The sequence below is a fragment of the Campylobacter volucris genome, assembly GCF_008011665.1.
Lineage (GTDB): Bacteria > Campylobacterota > Campylobacteria > Campylobacterales > Campylobacteraceae > Campylobacter_D > Campylobacter_D volucris_A.
Window position 1 is genome coordinate 21,363 of sequence record NZ_VOWJ01000016.1, and the last position, 16,262, is coordinate 37,624.

The following is a 16,262-nucleotide window of genomic DNA, read 5'->3' on the forward strand; positions in this document are numbered from 1 at the left end:
AAGCTTGCTTATTAAAAAATGTCTTTATTAAAGTGGTTTAATATCTTTTTACAAAATCAACAATTTTTTGACAACCTTCTTGGATATCTTTTTCATTAGTAGCATATGAAAGTCTAAAATATCCTTCCATACCAAATCCCATACCAGGAACTAAAGCAACTTTTTCTTCTTCTAGTAATCTTTTGCAAAATCTCATAGAATCTTGATCTACATCTTGACAAGAAATAAACAAATAAAAAGCCCCTTGAGGAATTTGCTCTAGTTTTAATTTAGAGCTTTGAGATAAAATCTCACAAGCTAATTCTCTACGTTTTAAAAATGCTTGTTTCATTATTTCGATATCTTCATTTGCTTTTCCTAATAGAGCAGGTAAAGCAGCATATTGAACTATAGAACAAATATTTGAAGTACTTTGGCCTTGAAGTTTTTTAATCGCTGTATTAAAATCACCCATTTTACTAGCCATATATCCAAAACGCCATCCTGGCATAGCTCCACACTTACTAAGCCCATTTATGCTTACTGTTCTACTTAAGGCATCTTCACTAACTTGCGCAAAAGCACAAAATTCTCCATCATATATTAATTTTTCATAAATTTCATCACTCAAAACAACAATCTTAGTTCCTTCTAAAACCTTAGCTAATGCAGAAATTTCATCTTTCGAATATATAGATCCTGTAGGGTTTGAAGGAGAATTAAACATCAAAACTTTAGTTTTTGGAGTAATCGCATTTTTTAATTGTTCTGGAGTGATTTTAAAACCATTTTTAGCTTCTCCCTCTACAAATACTGGGGCTCCACCTGCAAATTTTACCATTTCAGGGTAACTAACCCAATAAGGACTTGGGATAATCACCTCATCACCTTCTTCAACTAAACATTGTATCGCACTAAATAAAGAATGTTTTGCACCTACGCTAGTGATAATTTCACTAGAACTATAATCAAGATTATTGTCTGTTTTAAATTTATATTTAATAGCATCTATTACTTCTTTAATGCCTATAACAGGTGTATAAGCCCCACAACCATCTTCTATAGCTTTAATGGCTGCATCTTTTATAATCTTAGGAGTGTCAAAATCAGGCTCTCCTGCTGAAAAACTAATCACTTTTTCACCATTTGCTTTTAAATTTTTAGCAATATCAGTCATAACTAAAGTTAGAGATTCTCCAAGGTTTTGAGATCTTTGACTTAGCATTTTTTATCCTTTTTTATGTGTCTTTAAATTTTTCCTAGTAATTGTTACAGTTTGGAGCTTAAAAAAAATATATTAAGAAGTTCATAAAGAAGTATTTTTAAAAATTTGTGTAGAAACTATACATTTTTTTCTACACTAAAATATTTTGTTTCTTTAGGTAATCATTCTAAAGCATCCATATCGCTTTGGTTATGATGGATATATTTATCATCATTTTCCAAAGTACTTACCAAGCGTCCTATTCTTTCCCATCTTACTTTTTTATCCTCATCCCAAGAAAAATAAATAAACCAAGGTTGTCCAACAATATATTTATATTCAACACTTCCCCAAAATCTACTATCACTAGAATGATCGCGATTATCTCCCATCATGAAATATTCATTTTCAGGGACTTTAAAATAATATGCATTATATCCATAGATATTATTGGGTCCTAGTTCTTTAAAAGACATAGGCTTCATAGCAAATTGACCTAGTTGTAAATATTTAAAAAATGTACTTTCAATATCTACCCTACTATCATAATGAATACCTTTTTTAGCATAAGGCTCTTTCACATATATCTTACCATTAATGATTTTGGTTTTATTTGGGTAAAAATCTTTCATATATTCATCGCCTTCCACCATGCGAACATATAAGGTTTTATTGGCCACTACAACTTCATCACCACCTTTAGCAACACATCTTTTCACATAATGAATTCTAGGCTCATTAGGATATCTAAAAACAACTATATCACCTCTTTTTGGTCCTTCTGAACTAATTAAATGTCCATTTTTATTAAAATCAGGCAATAGCGGAATTTCAATCCAAGGCAGATGTGGAGTTGGAATACCATAAGAGAATTTCTTTACAAATAAAAAATCCCCCACAAGTAAAGTATTTTTCATGGATCCAGTTGGTATTGTGAAGCCTTGTATGAAAAAAAATATCACTAATAAAACTACAACCAAAGTTCCAGTCCAAGATTGAGTAAAATTATAAATTTTCTTTAAAAAATTCATAGTTGTATCCTATTTTTAGCAGATTTTATTGTATTTTCTAAAAGCATTGCTATAGTCATTGGTCCAACCCCTCCAGGCACAGGGGTGATAAAACTAGCTTTTTTACTGACATTTTCAAAATCAACATCTCCTATTATTTTACCATCTACCCTATTTATACCCACATCTATAATTACAGCACCTTCTTTAATCATATCTTCTTTGATAAGCTTAGGACAACCTGCAGCCACTATAACAATGTCTGCATTTTTTGTATAAGCTTTTAAATCCTTGGTATAAATATGACAAATACTCACACTAGCGTCTGCATTTAAAAGCATTGTAGCCATAGGACGACCAACTATATTTGAAGTGCCTATAACTACAACATCAGCTCCTTTTAGTTTAATATCATAAAAGTCTAAAATTTTCATTATTCCCAAGGGAGTGCAAGGTAAAAAACCTCCTTTTAAATTTAAGCTTAAATTTCCTACATTAAAAGGATGAAAACCATCAACATCTTTATTAAAATTAATACTTTCTAAAATGATATCTTTATTAATGTGCTTAGGAAGTGGAAGTTGAACTAAAATTCCATCCACGCTATCATCGTGGTTTAAAGTATTGATTAGAGCAAGTAATTCATTTTGAGTAGTATTTGTATCTAGTCGATAAACTAGCGATTTAATGCCACATTGCTCACAAGCTTTAGCCTTAGATGATACATAAGTAGCACTTGCACTATCTTCTCCGACTAAAATCACAGCCAAACAAGGTTCTATGCCTTTGTTTTTAAGCTTCAAAACCTCATCTTTTAAATTCTCTCTTATTTGACTACTTAATTTTTTACCATCTAAAAGTGTCATTTTTTTCCTTAAACTTTTATAGCTTTGTTTAACTTAAAAAATTGTATCATAACAAAACTTCTTTTTTGTTAAAGGTGCTTAATGAAATTTATATTTATTTTGCTTTTAATTGTGATAAATATTTTCGCAGAAGATTTTATCTCACCTAAAGAATACCAAGAATCCCTTTATCAAAATCCAAGAGGCATAAGCTGTGCAAAGTGTCATGGAAATGGCCAAAAGCAAATTTTAGGATATTACATTCAAAATGGACAAAAGGTTCCATTTATCGTGCCAAGCATTCAAGATATAAACTATACTCATTTTAAAAATGTCTTAAATCAAGAACAAGGCTCAAAAAGCATTATGCCCACTTATTCACTCACAGAAGATGAGATCAAATCACTTTATATATACATACAAAACAATAAAAAGGATAAATAATGAAAAATAACAAAAAAGCTTTCGAAGAAGCTTGTGAATTTATCGCAGGAGGAGTTGATTCCCCTGTTCGTGCCTTTGCAAGTGTAGGAACCAATCCTTTATTTATCAAACAAGGCAAAGGTGCTTATATTGCTGATATTGAAGATAATGTTTATATTGATTATGTTCAAAGTTGGGGTCCTTTGCTTTTTGGGCATTGTGACAAAGATATAGAAAAAGCTTGCAAAAAAGCTTTAAAAAACGGCTCTAGCTTTGGAGCACCAACACTAGCTGAAACCAAACTTGCAAAATTTATTTTACAAGATTGGGATCACTTAGACAAAATCCGTTTTGTAAGTAGCGGTACAGAAGCTACTATGAGTGCAATTCGTCTTGCAAGGGGCTATACTAAAAAAGATAAAATTATTAAATTTGAAGGATGTTATCATGGACATTCTGATTCATTATTGGTAAGTGCAGGAAGCGGAGCTGCTACTTTTAACACCCCAAGCTCACTTGGCGTCTTAGAAGATGTAGCTAAAAATACTCTTGTTGCAATTTATAATGATATTGATAGTGTTAAAAATTTAGTAGAAAAAGATACAAATATAGCTTGCATTATCATTGAGCCTATTGCAGGAAATATGGGTTTAGTTCCAGCTAAAATTGAATTTTTACAAGAATTAAGAAAAATTTGTGATCAATATGGAATTTTATTGATATTTGATGAAGTGATGAGTGGTTTTAGAGCTTCTTATCTTGGCTCCTTTGGTATAAATCAAATTAAAGCTGATATAGTAACTTTTGGCAAAGTTATAGGCGGAGGTATGCCTGCTGCTGCTTTTGCCGCAAGAGCTGAAATAATGGATTTATTAAGCCCATTAGGCGGAGTATATCAAGCAGGAACTTTAAGCGGAAATCCTTTGGCAATGGCAGCAGGATATGCAAATGTTAAAAAAGCAAGAGCTTATGAAAATTTATATGAAAATTTAGAAAAATTAGGATCTAGACTAATGCAAGGCTTTAAAGAAGCTGCTAATGAGTATGGTATTGCCTTGCAAGTAAATAGCATAGGTTCTATGTTTGGATTTTTCTTTTGTGAAAACCCTGTTTATAATTACCAAGATGCTTTAAAATCTGATACAAAATTGTTTGCAAAATTTCATACTCAAATGCTAAGTAAAGGAATTTATCTTGCTCCTTCTCAATTTGAAACAGGTTTTATTTGCGAATGTATGGATAAAAAAATCATAGACAAAACCATACAAGCAGCACATGAAAGTTTTAAAGCCCTATGAGAAAAAAAATCATACGCAAAAGCATAGAAGCAGCTGATGGGTTAAGCCTTGGAATTTCTATAGTTGTGGCTGTTTTAATCGGTATTGGAATTGGTTATTTTTTAAAAAAATCATTTGGAATTTCTTGGCTTTTTTGGATTGGAGTTTTTATAGGAGTGGCTGCAGCAATTTTAAATGTCTTTAAAGCCTATAAGGCTCAAGTTAAAAGCTATGAGGAATTTAAAGAAGAAAACCGCTATAAAGAATTTAAAAATGATACTAAAACCTAAAATTTTATTCTTGCTTTTACTAGGATTAAATTTAATTTTCCTAGCAGGAGTGTTAAGTTACAAGGATCCAAATTTAAGCACTTTTATAAGTTTTGAATTTGGCTTTTTGGCTCAAAATTTAATTATTTTTTTTTCTTTCATAAGTTATAATAAATTTATTTTTAAAAATGTAAAAACATATCAATTTACACAAAAACCTTTACAAATTTTTGTAAAAAAAATACATTTTTTTCCTAAAATTGTAAAATTTATAGCTTTAAAAGACGATTTGGAAAAAAGTAGATTTAAAAATATTTTTAAACATGCACTAGCTTTTTTTTCTATATTGAAGCTTTTAGCATATGTATTTTTAATCTTAGGATTTTTAGCTTTAGAGTTTCAAGGCTTACTAGATATTTTTGCCTTGTTTTGTGCGATGTTTATCACGCCTTTGGCGGTGTTAATTTATAATTTTTTAATAAGAAAATGCTAAGCTCAAAAAGAACTATACAATCACTAACTGCTTTGTTTTTAGGAATGATTTTTGTTTTTATAGGAAGCGCATTAACTGTTAATTCCATAGCTATCATTCTCAAACAAAATTATGTTAGTAATTTTTATATCGGACTTATAGGAAGTTGCTATTTTTTAGGGGCTATGGTTAGCACAATTAGTGCTCACAGAATCGTATCAAAAGTGGGCCACATAAGATCTTTTGGGATTTTTGCTATTATCTTTGGCATAGCAACCATGCTTCATAGTTTAAATTCGAATTTATATTTTTGGATGGTTTTAAGATTTCTACTAGGATTTTGTTATTATGCTCTTTTGATGGTTATTGAATCATGGCTAAATGAAAAGGCAAAAAATGCTATAAGATCAAGAGTTATAGCATTTTATGAAGTTGTGTTTTATTCTTCTTCTGGTTTTGGAATTTTATTAATATCATTTAATCTTCCAAGTCATACAATTTTTATACTTAGTGCTAGTTTTATTATGTTTGCTTCTATACCTTTATTTTTAATTAAAATTAAAGAGCCTGTTTTACCTCAAAAAACAAAAATTTCTATACCTAAGATTTTTGATATCGTTCCACTGGCTTTAGCTACAAGTTTTATAGCAGGGATGCTTTTAAATGGATTTTTTTCAATGGCTTCATTATTTGTGCTTATACAAGGTTTTGGAACAAAAGAAGCTTCTGTATTTATATTTTGCACCATGTTGGGAGGATTTATCTCTCAACTTTTTATTGGCACGCTTTCGGATAAAATCAGTAGAAAATTTGCCATTATTTTATGTGCTTTTACGGCCTTAAGTGCAATGATTTGTATATTATTTTTTGGACAAAATATCTATCTTAAATATCTTTTTGGATTTTTATTAGGTATGGGAATGTGTTGCTTATATGCACTTTCTCTTGCAAGAGCTAATGATATGTTAGATAATCCTAGCAAAAGAGTTGAGCTTGGTAGAGCAGTATTATTTACCTACTCTAGTGGAGCTTTATTTGCACCTGTTATATTAGGGACTTTGATGCATTATTTTGAGGCTTATGGGTTTATATATTTTTATATTTGCTTACTTGGAATTTTAATACTCTTTGCCATTGATAAACCTAAATTTAAAAACTTTACCAAATTCAAAAGAAAACCTGGAAATATGGTGATGTTAGATGATAACTAATATTATCAATCAAAACCAATTTGCTAAAAACGAAAGCACAAAAGATGCAAATAAAGAAAACAAAGAAAAACTAGACAAGAAAACATCTTTAAATGAGGCTTTAAAAAATCCTTTTCTTTCTAAAACTGAAGCTAAGCTTCCAAAAGACTATGTGAGCAAAGTAGATCAAAAACTACAAGAATTACTCAATAAACTTTTAGATCAAATCACAACTCAAAAAGATCCTAGTTTGGCAGTACTAAAAAATCACAAAAATTTAAATTTTGCACCCAATATTGCAAATGAATTAAAAAAACTCCAAACAGAACTTTCCAAGAATTCTGAATTTGAAAAATTTTTAAAAATTTTAGAAGAACTAATTAAACCGGCTAAAGAAGCAAATCCAAAAAATCTTTCTTCTTTGGTCAAAAATTCAGGAGTATTTTTAGAAGCAAAATTAAATTATTCTTTGAAAGAACAAAACCTTCCTCAAAGTTTTTTTAATCTTTTAAATAGCATAAAATCAACAAGTAATCAAAATTTAAAACAAGACATAGCTCAGTTAGATCTTAAAAATTTAGATGCGACAAGCACACTAAAAGAATTAATCCATATCCTGCAAAATCACAAGCAAGATAATAAAACATCGCTAGAAAATACCAATTATAAAACTCTATTTAAACTATTTGATAAAATTGAAAATTTTAAAAATTACTTGAGTAAAAATTCTCAAAATATCAACAAAGAAAAAATACAAAATTTAGCAGATAATTTCATTAAAGATTTAAATAAAAATCTTGGTTTGATGAACAAAGAACTAGCTAAGCCTGAAAACATTAAAATTCAAAATACTTACATCTTAAAAGAACTAAGTCAAAATATCAAAGAATTAATCCATTTTTTAAATAATATCAAAAATCAAACACAAAAAACAAAAGACATTAAAAAAGAACCACAAAAAGATAATCTAACAAATCAGCACACGCAAAATGATAAAAATCCTAATGAAGCTAAAAATGAAGATAAAATTCAAAATAATCCCAAAGAAGAATCTAAAAAACCTACAAATAAAGATTTATCCAAAAACGATATTAAAAATGAAAATAAAGAACAACATTTAACCAAAGACATTAAAAATAACACAAAAGAAGAAAATCACACAAAAAATGAAACTAAAACAGATATAAAAAATTCAGATATAAAAAATGATTCAAAACCTTTAGATACACAAAATACCAATAAAACTAATAATACATTTACAAGCAAAAATGAAACTAAAGCTAATATTGAAGATATTTTTAAACAAACTGTGAGTAAAAATCTTAATTTTTCTCAAAATTTACAAGAAGATCTTTTAAGTAATCTTAGTAAAGAACTAACCCAAACAAGTAAAAAACTTAATGAAATTTTAAAAGCTTTAGATCCTAAAAATTACGAAGCTAAAAATTCTTTAGATGATATTAAAAATATAGAAAAAAAACTAGAACTTTCCATTAAAGAATTAAACAAAATCACCCCAAAAGACTCAAATCAAATAAGCACAGATTTACAACAAGATATCAAATCTACTCTTTTACAAGTTTCTAATTTAGCTAAAAATTTAGACAATGAGAGTATTTTAAATCAAACCAATAGGCTTATAGCTCAACTTGAATTTAATCAACTTTTATCACTAGCTAACAATAGCATACATACTTTTTTACCATTTTTTTGGGATGATTTGGAAAAATCTAATGTAATATTTAAACGCGGAAAAAAAGATAAATTTTATGCACAAATTAATCTTGAATTTGAAAAATTAGGCAAAATTAATGTGTTTTTATCTTTAAGCAATGATAAATATATAGATATAAATATGATGATAGAAAATCTTGAATTTAGAAAAAAACTATATGAAAGAGCACATGAGCTAAAAAAAGCTTTAGTTAAAGTAGGACTTTTAAGCTCCAATTTTTTCATCAGTGATATAGCAAAAAGTAAATTTCAAAATCAAGATGAATACAATGATTTTAATATGGGTTTTGATACAAGAGCATAAATATGACTAAAAAGATTAAAAAAGCAGTTGCACTAGGCTATAACAAAGAAAAACAAAATGCACCGAAAATTTTAGCTAACGCTAAAGGTGAAAATGCTTCTAAAATCATTTCTTTAGCAAAAGAAAATGGCATACCCATAAAAGAAGATAAAGACTTAGTAGAGGTTTTAAGCAAACTTGATCTAGGTGATGAAATCCCGCCTAATATGTATAAAGCCGTAGCAGAAATCTTTGCATTTTTATACAAAGTAGCTAATGAAGGCACTACTAAAGAAAATCAGCCATCTTTTTAGCAAATTTGACACTTTCATAAGCTTTTTTTGTCCATTTTAATTTTCCTTTTTGTGCTATTAAAACTATAGTAGATCCAAGTTCAAAATTTCCAAGTTTTTGTCCTTTTTGCACAAAAAGATTTTCATAAGTATGGGTAAAATCAAAATTAGCAGCATTAGTTTGTATGCTAGTATCAAAGTCAAATTTCATTTTGCCTACATTTAACGCACCAACAAAAACCATCCAAAGTATAAATTGATTATCTATTAAAGCTTTTACAATCACTCTTTCATTTCTAACATATAAATTTGCTATCTTTGCTAATTTAGCCTCACTTACGCTAAATAAAGCCCCGCTTACATAAGTAGCACTCAAAATTTGCATATTACATGGAGCATGATAATGATGGTAATCTTTTGGAGAAAGATAAATATTTACATAATCAGCACCATTTTCTAACTCACAATTTGTTGCACAATCTTTTAAAAGTCCTTCTATACTATAACTTGTTCCTTTTATACTAAGAGCAATATTTTCTTTTAAATCATTTTGAAAACTAGAGCCAAGTTCTAAAATTTTTCCATCACAAGGACTTATAAAATCATCTTCTAATACTCTTTCATTTTGCAAAGTTCTTGTAAATAAAGCATTTAAACTCTCATATTCTTCATAATTTTTAAATTCACTCATATCTATATTAAAAGCATTGATATAAGCTTTATTGATATTTTTTTGTATCATTTTTGGAAATTTAAATCCAGCTATCATCCCAAAAATTTTTGATACATTATTGCTTAATGGCATTTATTCTCCTTTTAATTTTAAAAAAGCTATTTCACTAGGTGCTAAAAACCTTACAGCAGGACCCCAAAAACCAGCTCCACTACTTACATATAATAAAGCATTCTTACCAAGCTCATACAAACCATAAACAAAACCTTGTTCTAAAAAAACCAGCAAAGAAAAAGGAAAAATTTGTCCAGCATGAGTATGTCCTGATAAAATTAAATCAAATCCAGTTACATCATAAGTTTTTACATATTTTGGTTGATGGGTGATGAGTATGTTAAATTTTTCATTATTAATATGTTGTTTTACTTTATTAATATCACTAGCTTTATATCCTAAACGCTCAGCGCTAAGATCTAAAGTCCCACTAAGTGTAAAATTATCAAATTCTATACCTTCATCTTCTAAAATTTTAAAATTTTGTATTTTTTTTAATTTAGCACTAATTTCTTCCATACCATTGTAATACTCATGATTTCCATACACATAAAAAGTGCCATATTTAGATTTAAAATTTTGCAAAAGTTTTAAATAGTGTATTTTACTAATGTCTGTATCGATTAAATCTCCAGCTATGATAACCATATCAGCATTTAAGGCGTTGATTTTTTCAATCAAAGCTTTTAAAAATTCCTCTCCTAAATTTTTTCCCAAATGCACATCTGAAATCAAAACTATATTTAAATTTTCTTTAAGCTTATCAATTTTTAAATCAATTTCTTTAACCTTAGGCACACTAACAGCATTGACAAAACCTTTGAAAATCATACTTATGCTTAATATAATCAACCAAGAATCAAAAATAAGCTTAAGAAATTTTCTTCTTTGAGTGCTAAAAACTTGTTTTTTTGTCTTTTCATTAAAAAACGCCCAAGTGCCTAATTCAAAAATGACAGCAAACATCAGTAAAAAACAAGTAATGGTTGGAAAAACAGCAAGTATATAATATATTTTTTCACTTAGAAAGTCTTCTCGCATACTAATGAAAAAAAACATTTGCATACAAAAAATAAAAAACATAAAAAAAATTAAAAATTTTTTATATGGCTTTAAAAAATCAATCCTTTTTAAAAATCTTTTGTAAATATAAAAATTTGCTAATGCAAAAAAAAGTATCAATAAACCAAAAAATATAACAACTCTCATTGTGTAATTTTATTTAAGCAAAATTAATACTTTTTAAAGTAAAATCACAAAAAATTTTCAGGAATATCTTTGGCTTTAATAGATTTAATCGATGCAAATAAAAAATTTAATACAAAAATTATCTTAGAAAATGCAAATTTTAGCGCTAATTTAGGCGAAAAAATAGCCATCATTGGTAAAAATGGAGAAGGTAAATCAAGCTTTTTAAAAGCCTTGATGGGGACATTAAAACTAGATAGTGGAAGAATCATAAGACAAAACAACACAAGCATAGCTATGCTCTCTCAGCAAGTTAGCTTTGAAAGCTCTTTGAGCGTGATTGAAGCTATTAAAAAAGAATTAGAAGAAATTTACCAAGCTTTAAATGAATTTGAAAAATACAATGAAAAACTAGCAAAAGATCCAGAAAATAAAGAATATTTAAAAAAAATAGATGAGCTAAATTTACTCATTGATTCTAAAGACGCATGGAATTTAGATCAAAAAATTCAAAGAATACTAGAAGAATTCAACCTATTTGATTATAAAGATAGACCACTTTGCTCTTTAAGCGGGGGAGAGATTAGACGCGTAGGGCTTTGTACTTTGCTTTTAAAAAATCCTGATATTTTGCTTTTAGATGAACCTACCAATCACTTAGATGTTTATATGAGTAGCTTTTTAGAAGAAAGATTAAAAGCTACAAAAATGTGCGTGATTTTCATCTCTCATGATAGATATTTTATAGATGCTATAGCACAAAAATGCGTTGAAATAGAAGCAGGTAAGCTAAGTGTTTTTGAGGGAGCTTACACGCAGTATTTGGAGAAAAAAGCTGCTATTTTAGCATCTTTAGCTAAAAGTCATGAAACCTTACTTAAACAATTAAAAAGCGAAGAAGAATGGCTAAGAAGAGGTGTAAAAGCAAGACTTAAACGCAATGAAGGGCGTAAAGAGCGAATTTTTAAAATGCGTGAAGAAGCCAAAAAAAATCCAGGAGCCATTAAACGCTTAGAGCTTGAAATAAAAAGAGCAAGTAAAAATTTCAATCAAACTCAAAGCCAAAACCGCAAAAAAATGCTTTTTGAGCTTAAAAATATCACCAAAACTATCACAAATAAAACACTTTTTAAAGACTTTAATACACGAATTTTACAAGGTGAACGCATAGCTATAGTAGGAAAAAATGGCTGTGGAAAATCTACTTTTTTAAAAATTTTACTAGATCAAATTCCACTTGATAGTGGCGAGATTAAAAGAGGCGAGGTAAAAATAGGCTATTTTGATCAAAGTAGAAGTTTGCTAAATACCGATAAAAAACTTTTAGATATTTTTTGTCCAAATGGTGGCGATCATATCCAAGTGCGTGGTAAAAATATGCATGTTTATGGGTATTTAAAACAATTTTTATTTCCAAAAGAATTTTTAGATCAAAGTGTTAGTGTTTTAAGCGGTGGTGAAAAAAATAGAATCGCCCTAGCTTTACTTTTTACTCAAGAATATGATGTTTTGATTTTAGATGAACCTACGAATGATTTAGACATTGCTACAATTAATATTTTAGAAGAATACTTACTTGCTTTTGAAGGAGCTATTTTACTAGTTTCACACGATAGATATTTTGTAGATAAAATAGCCACAAAACTTTATGCATTTGAAGAAAATTCAACTATAAATATAGAAGCAATTTCATACAGTGAGTATTTAGAAATTCAAAAAGAATATCAAGAATTTAAAGAATTTTCTAAAAATTTGGAGCAAAATCAAACTCAAAACAAAAGCAAAGAAAAAACAAGCAAAAAATTAAGCTACAAAGAAAATGAAATTTTAAATTCACACCCTGATAAAATCGCCATTTTAGAGCAAGAAATTAAAGAAACCAAACTAGCTTTAAGTGATCATAAAATCTATCAAGAATTAGGGATCAATGTTTTATATGAAAAGCTAAATACATTAGAGAAAGAATTAACAATCTTAGAAGAAGAATACTTTAATGTTTTAGAAAAAACTCAAAACTTGTAAAACATTTACTTAAATTTAGTAAAAAATAAAAAATATCAAAAGGATTTATAATGACTTTAATAGCTATTTTATGTATTTATACGATTTTTATACTTTATATCTCTTATGAACAAATTAAATTTCTTAAAAAAGAAAAAGAACAAAAAGCTGTAATTTTAGATGAAAATGAGTATAAAAATGCTGCAGATATTGCCATAGAAAATGAAAAATATAAAATATTTTCAAATGTTTATAATCTCATTATCAATATAGCTTGGCTAAATTTTGGATTTTTATATTTAAAAGAATTTTGGATTAATGAAAATTCTACTTTAGAAAATACTTTATTTTTACTTTCATTTTTGCTTATCCTTAGTGTTTTAAATTTACCACTAGGATATTATGAAAGTTTTGTCAAAGACAAAAAACACGGCTTTTCTAATATGACTTTAGCCTTATTTATAAAAGATAGTCTAAAATCTTTAGTTTTGATGCTTATTTTTGGATTTTTGATTATTTATGCTTTAGTTTTTTGTTGTGAATTTTTTGGAGCTTATTGGTGGATTGTTGCATTTGCTTTAAGCTTTAGTATTATTATTGTTATTAATCTAATCTACCCTACTCTAATCGCACCTATTTTTAATAAAATGACAAAATTAGAAGATGAAAATTTATTAGAAAAAATCACAAATTTAATGCAAAAATGTGGTTTTAGCGCTAATGGAGTTTATATTATTGATGCAAGCAAAAGAGATAAGAGATTAAATGCTTATTTTGGAGGTTTGTTTAAAAGCAAAAGAGTGGTATTGTTTGATACATTATTAAAAGCTTTAAAAGAAAATGAACTCATAGCCGTTTTAGGCCATGAACTTGGACATTTTGTGCATAAAGATTTAATCAAAATGCTTATAGCAAGTGCTTTGATGCTCTTTGCTTTATTTTTTATTTTTGCACATTTGCCAAATTTATTTTATGAACAAAGTCATTTAGATGGCGTAAATGCTGGAGTTTTTGCTTTGTTGTTAATATTTGGAAATATTTTTACCTTTTTTATCTCTCCTTTGATTAACAAAATGAGTCAAAAAAATGAATTTAATGCTGATTTACACGGAGCCAAGCTTAGCTCTAAAGAAGATATGAAAAATGCTTTAATAGCTTTGGCAAGAGAAAATAAAGCCTTTGTTAAAACAAGCAAAATTTATGCATTTTTTCACCTAAGCCACCCTAGTATCGATGATAGAATTAAAGCTTTGCAATGATGCAAATTCAAAAAGCTTTAAACCTAGCTTACCAAAAAGATCCTTCTCAAAAAGAATATATTGTTTTTATACTTTGTGAGTTATTGCAAAAAGATAAAGCTTGGATTTTTTTAAATTCAGATTTTCTTATTGATGAAGGTATTTTCTTTGCTTTTGTTGATCGTTTTTTAGATGGAGAACCCTTTGAGTATATTTTTAAAAAAACAAATTTTTATGGTTTGGATTTTTTTGTTGAAAAAGGCGTGTTAATCCCTCGTTTTGATAGTGAAATTTTATTAGAACAATGTATAAAAATTTTAAATACAAATAATTTTAAAAATATATTAGAAATTGGCTTTGGAAGTGGAATTTTAAGTATTACTTTAGCAAAATTACAAAATATTTTTATCCAAGCTTGCGACATTAATCCTTTAGCTTTAGAGCTTGCTATTACAAATGCAAAATATCATAAAGTTTTAAAAAATATTGATTTTCAACTTTGTGATTTTCAAAATTTAAAAAACAATTATGATTTTATCTTTTCTAATCCTCCTTATATTAAAAATGACTATCCTTTAGATAAATGGGTAAAAAATGAACCACACAATGCCTTATATGGAGGAGAAAAAGGATGGGAAATTTTAGAAAAAATAATCATCTTTGCAAAAGAAAAACAATGTAAAATTTTAGCTTGTGAATTTGGTTTTGATCAAAAAGAAATTTTAAATCAAATTTTAAATTTTTATAAATTTAAGTGCGAATTTTTTACTGATTATAATGGTTTTGATAGAACTTTTGTTGCATATAATTTAGAATGTTAGATTATAATTTTATTTTGGAGAATTTTAGTATGAAAGCCGTATATTTATTTTTACTTGCAAGTTTAATTGGTATAGAAATTAGCATTGGTGCTTTTTTAGCTCCTACCATTTTTTATCCTGAAAAATTCATAGGAGAAGGGGTTTTAAGTCATTTTCAAAGTGGACTTTTAATGACAAATATTTTTGTGCAATTTGGTTATGTTTTGCTTGCAATCAGTGCTTTATCTTTGCTAATAGAAATATTTTCTTTTAAAGATAAAAATTTTACTTTTAAAATAAATTTTTCTAAATTTATGTTGTCTTTAATCATTTTGGCACTAAGTTTGCTTTTTGTTTTTTACTTTAGTGCTTATGTTTTACAAGCACAAGCTTTAGGAGAAGAAGCAACTCAAACCCAAGAATTTATAAAAATTCACGGAGCTAGCGAAATAGTGATGAAAATCATTATGTTTGCTCAAGTTGTTTTGTTTTTCCTAAATTTTAAAAAAACTATAGTATAATAATTTAAGTCTTTAAAAGGAGTCAAAGATGAAAATAAATGATATAGGATCGATTCAAGCAAATCAATATGCAAGTCAAGCTCAAAAAAATCAAGAAAAAGCTCTAGAAAACATAGCAGCGCTCCGTGCTCTTGATGGCACTGATGGAGCAAATTTAGCAATAGCTGATTCTTTAAGAAGTCAATCAAGCACTATAGATCAAGGTATTTTAAATGCTTATGATTCTATAGGTGTATTACAAATTGCAGATTCAGCACTCAATAACATTTCAGCAACAGCAGATAGACTCAATGAGCTTTCGGTGCGTTCAAATAGTGCTGCTTTAAATGAAAGACAAAAAAGCATGTTAAATACTGAAGCTACAAGATTAGTTGATTCTATAAATGATGCCTTTGCAGGTGCAACTTTTAATGGAAAAAATGTTTTCCAAAGCATGGATTTCGTTGTTGGATCTGGTGTTGAAAACATAAATTTAAACCAACCAAGCACTGCAAATTTAAATCTTGATGATCAAAGCGGAATTCGTAATTTTCTTGATCAAGTTGGAAGTTTGCGTGCAGATATAGGTGCAGGAATCAACGGGATCAACTCTAATATCAATTCATCTTTGCAAACTAGTATCAACACAAAAGAGGCAGAGAGTAAATTACAAAACAACGACTTAGCTAAAAATATAAATGATTTTAATGCAAATTATTTAAAGGAAAATGCATACTTATTTGCTAATGCTCACTCAAATGTAGTCTTACAAACAAAAATAGCAAGTTTGCTCCAATAATAAAAACTCCATAATGGAGTTTTTATCCGG

General features: G+C 28.1%; 17 protein-coding genes. 12 read left to right on the plus strand and 5 right to left on the minus strand.

Features of this window, described 5'->3' with window-relative positions; genetic code table 11:
• Positions 1 to 37: 37 nt before the first annotated feature.
• The 3 genes from FPD38_RS02645 to folD form a co-directional block, all read right to left on the minus strand.
• Positions 38 to 1,204, minus strand: a complete 1,167-nt coding sequence (locus FPD38_RS02645; RefSeq protein ID WP_147555246.1) for a pyridoxal phosphate-dependent aminotransferase — start codon at positions 1,202 to 1,204, stop codon at positions 38 to 40.
• Between the two features lie 161 nt (positions 1,205 to 1,365).
• The gene (lepB, locus tag FPD38_RS02650; RefSeq protein ID WP_147555247.1) at positions 1,366 to 2,214 is read right to left on the minus strand and encodes a signal peptidase I; all 849 of its coding nucleotides are present in this window, start codon (positions 2,212 to 2,214) and stop codon (positions 1,366 to 1,368) included.
• Positions 2,211 to 3,059 carry a bifunctional methylenetetrahydrofolate dehydrogenase/methenyltetrahydrofolate cyclohydrolase FolD gene (gene folD, locus FPD38_RS02655; protein WP_147555248.1) on the minus strand — a complete coding sequence of 283 codons (849 nt, stop codon included), beginning with the start codon at positions 3,057 to 3,059 and terminating at the stop codon, positions 2,211 to 2,213. The genes lepB and folD overlap by 4 nt, the downstream gene beginning before the upstream one ends.
• A gap of 81 nt (positions 3,060 to 3,140) precedes the next feature.
• Here folD and FPD38_RS02660 point away from each other — a divergent pair, with 81 nt between their 5' ends.
• The 7 genes from FPD38_RS02660 to FPD38_RS02690 are packed head-to-tail and all read left to right on the plus strand — an operon-like array spanning position 3,141 to position 9,000.
• Positions 3,141 to 3,482: a c-type cytochrome gene (locus FPD38_RS02660; protein WP_147555249.1), complete on the plus strand. Its 342-nt coding sequence runs from the start codon at positions 3,141 to 3,143 to the stop codon at positions 3,480 to 3,482.
• Positions 3,482 to 4,759, plus strand: a complete 1,278-nt coding sequence (gene hemL / locus FPD38_RS02665; protein ID WP_147555250.1) for a glutamate-1-semialdehyde 2,1-aminomutase — start codon at positions 3,482 to 3,484, stop codon at positions 4,757 to 4,759. Before FPD38_RS02660 ends, hemL begins: the two co-directional genes overlap by 1 nt.
• Positions 4,756 to 5,028 (plus strand): AtpZ/AtpI family protein, encoded by a 273-nt coding sequence (locus tag FPD38_RS02670; RefSeq protein WP_147555251.1) that lies wholly within the window; start codon positions 4,756 to 4,758, stop codon positions 5,026 to 5,028. Before hemL ends, FPD38_RS02670 begins: the two co-directional genes overlap by 4 nt.
• A complete protein-coding gene (locus tag FPD38_RS02675; protein ID WP_147555252.1) occupies positions 5,012 to 5,500 on the plus strand; it encodes a hypothetical protein in 489 nt (162 codons plus the stop codon). The genes FPD38_RS02670 and FPD38_RS02675 overlap by 17 nt, the downstream gene beginning before the upstream one ends.
• A complete protein-coding gene (locus FPD38_RS02680) occupies positions 5,494 to 6,690 on the plus strand; it encodes an MFS transporter (protein WP_147555253.1) in 1,197 nt (398 codons plus the stop codon). The genes FPD38_RS02675 and FPD38_RS02680 overlap by 7 nt, the downstream gene beginning before the upstream one ends.
• Positions 6,680 to 8,707 (plus strand): flagellar hook-length control protein FliK, encoded by a 2,028-nt coding sequence (locus FPD38_RS02685; RefSeq protein WP_147555254.1) that lies wholly within the window; start codon positions 6,680 to 6,682, stop codon positions 8,705 to 8,707. The genes FPD38_RS02680 and FPD38_RS02685 overlap by 11 nt, the downstream gene beginning before the upstream one ends.
• Before the next feature lie 2 nt (positions 8,708 to 8,709).
• Positions 8,710 to 9,000, plus strand: coding sequence for a FlhB-like flagellar biosynthesis protein (locus FPD38_RS02690; protein WP_147555255.1), 291 nt, complete (start codon positions 8,710 to 8,712; stop codon positions 8,998 to 9,000).
• Here the strand turns inward: FPD38_RS02690 and FPD38_RS02695 are convergent.
• The gene (locus FPD38_RS02695) at positions 8,975 to 9,784 is read right to left on the minus strand and encodes a phosphatidylserine decarboxylase (protein ID WP_147555256.1); all 810 of its coding nucleotides are present in this window, start codon (positions 9,782 to 9,784) and stop codon (positions 8,975 to 8,977) included. The genes FPD38_RS02690 and FPD38_RS02695 overlap by 26 nt on opposite strands.
• Positions 9,785 to 10,672: a metallophosphoesterase gene (locus FPD38_RS02700; protein ID WP_187153086.1), complete on the minus strand. Its 888-nt coding sequence runs from the start codon at positions 10,670 to 10,672 to the stop codon at positions 9,785 to 9,787.
• A 312-nt stretch (positions 10,673 to 10,984) separates the two neighbouring features.
• Between FPD38_RS02700 and abc-f the strand changes: the two genes are divergently transcribed.
• The 5 genes from abc-f to FPD38_RS02725 are packed head-to-tail and all read left to right on the plus strand — an operon-like array spanning position 10,985 to position 16,232.
• Positions 10,985 to 12,916: a ribosomal protection-like ABC-F family protein gene (gene abc-f, locus FPD38_RS02705; protein WP_147555258.1), complete on the plus strand. Its 1,932-nt coding sequence runs from the start codon at positions 10,985 to 10,987 to the stop codon at positions 12,914 to 12,916.
• 50 nt (positions 12,917 to 12,966) lie between these two features.
• Positions 12,967 to 14,154 (plus strand): M48 family metallopeptidase, encoded by a 1,188-nt coding sequence (locus FPD38_RS02710; RefSeq protein ID WP_147555259.1) that lies wholly within the window; start codon positions 12,967 to 12,969, stop codon positions 14,152 to 14,154.
• Entirely contained in the window at positions 14,154 to 14,954 is an 801-nt protein-coding gene (locus FPD38_RS02715) for a HemK/PrmC family methyltransferase (RefSeq protein WP_187153088.1), read from the plus strand. Before FPD38_RS02710 ends, FPD38_RS02715 begins: the two co-directional genes overlap by 1 nt.
• Before the next feature lie 29 nt (positions 14,955 to 14,983).
• On the plus strand, positions 14,984 to 15,454 hold the full coding sequence (locus FPD38_RS02720) for a DUF4149 domain-containing protein (protein ID WP_147555261.1): 471 nt from the start codon (positions 14,984 to 14,986) through the stop codon (positions 15,452 to 15,454).
• Between the two features lie 28 nt (positions 15,455 to 15,482).
• Positions 15,483 to 16,232 (plus strand): flagellin, encoded by a 750-nt coding sequence (locus tag FPD38_RS02725; RefSeq protein ID WP_147555262.1) that lies wholly within the window; start codon positions 15,483 to 15,485, stop codon positions 16,230 to 16,232.
• Positions 16,233 to 16,262: the final 30 nt, after the last annotated feature.

Excerpts from the sequence above, each read along its gene's own strand:
- FPD38_RS02670 (WP_147555251.1), top strand. The coding sequence starts at position 4,756 with ATGAGAAAAAAAATCATACGCAAAAGCATAGAAGCAGCTGATGGGTTA.
- FPD38_RS02690 (WP_147555255.1), top strand. The coding sequence starts at position 8,710 with ATGACTAAAAAGATTAAAAAAGCAGTTGCACTAGGCTATAACAAAGAA.
- FPD38_RS02720 (WP_147555261.1), top strand. The coding sequence starts at position 14,984 with ATGAAAGCCGTATATTTATTTTTACTTGCAAGTTTAATTGGTATAGAA.
- hemL (WP_147555250.1), top strand. The coding sequence starts at position 3,482 with ATGAAAAATAACAAAAAAGCTTTCGAAGAAGCTTGTGAATTTATCGCA.
- lepB (WP_147555247.1), bottom strand. The coding sequence starts at position 2,214 with ATGAATTTTTTAAAGAAAATTTATAATTTTACTCAATCTTGGACTGGA.
- FPD38_RS02685 (WP_147555254.1), top strand. The coding sequence starts at position 6,680 with ATGATAACTAATATTATCAATCAAAACCAATTTGCTAAAAACGAAAGC.
- FPD38_RS02645 (WP_147555246.1), bottom strand. The coding sequence starts at position 1,204 with ATGCTAAGTCAAAGATCTCAAAACCTTGGAGAATCTCTAACTTTAGTT.
- FPD38_RS02725 (WP_147555262.1), top strand. The coding sequence starts at position 15,483 with ATGAAAATAAATGATATAGGATCGATTCAAGCAAATCAATATGCAAGT.
- FPD38_RS02700 (WP_187153086.1), bottom strand. The coding sequence starts at position 10,672 with ATGTTTGCTGTCATTTTTGAATTAGGCACTTGGGCGTTTTTTAATGAA.
- FPD38_RS02695 (WP_147555256.1), bottom strand. The coding sequence starts at position 9,784 with ATGCCATTAAGCAATAATGTATCAAAAATTTTTGGGATGATAGCTGGA.
- FPD38_RS02715 (WP_187153088.1), top strand. The coding sequence starts at position 14,154 with ATGCAAATTCAAAAAGCTTTAAACCTAGCTTACCAAAAAGATCCTTCT.
- folD (WP_147555248.1), bottom strand. The coding sequence starts at position 3,059 with ATGACACTTTTAGATGGTAAAAAATTAAGTAGTCAAATAAGAGAGAAT.
- FPD38_RS02660 (WP_147555249.1), top strand. The coding sequence starts at position 3,141 with ATGAAATTTATATTTATTTTGCTTTTAATTGTGATAAATATTTTCGCA.
- FPD38_RS02675 (WP_147555252.1), top strand. The coding sequence starts at position 5,012 with ATGATACTAAAACCTAAAATTTTATTCTTGCTTTTACTAGGATTAAAT.
- FPD38_RS02680 (WP_147555253.1), top strand. The coding sequence starts at position 5,494 with ATGCTAAGCTCAAAAAGAACTATACAATCACTAACTGCTTTGTTTTTA.
- FPD38_RS02710 (WP_147555259.1), top strand. The coding sequence starts at position 12,967 with ATGACTTTAATAGCTATTTTATGTATTTATACGATTTTTATACTTTAT.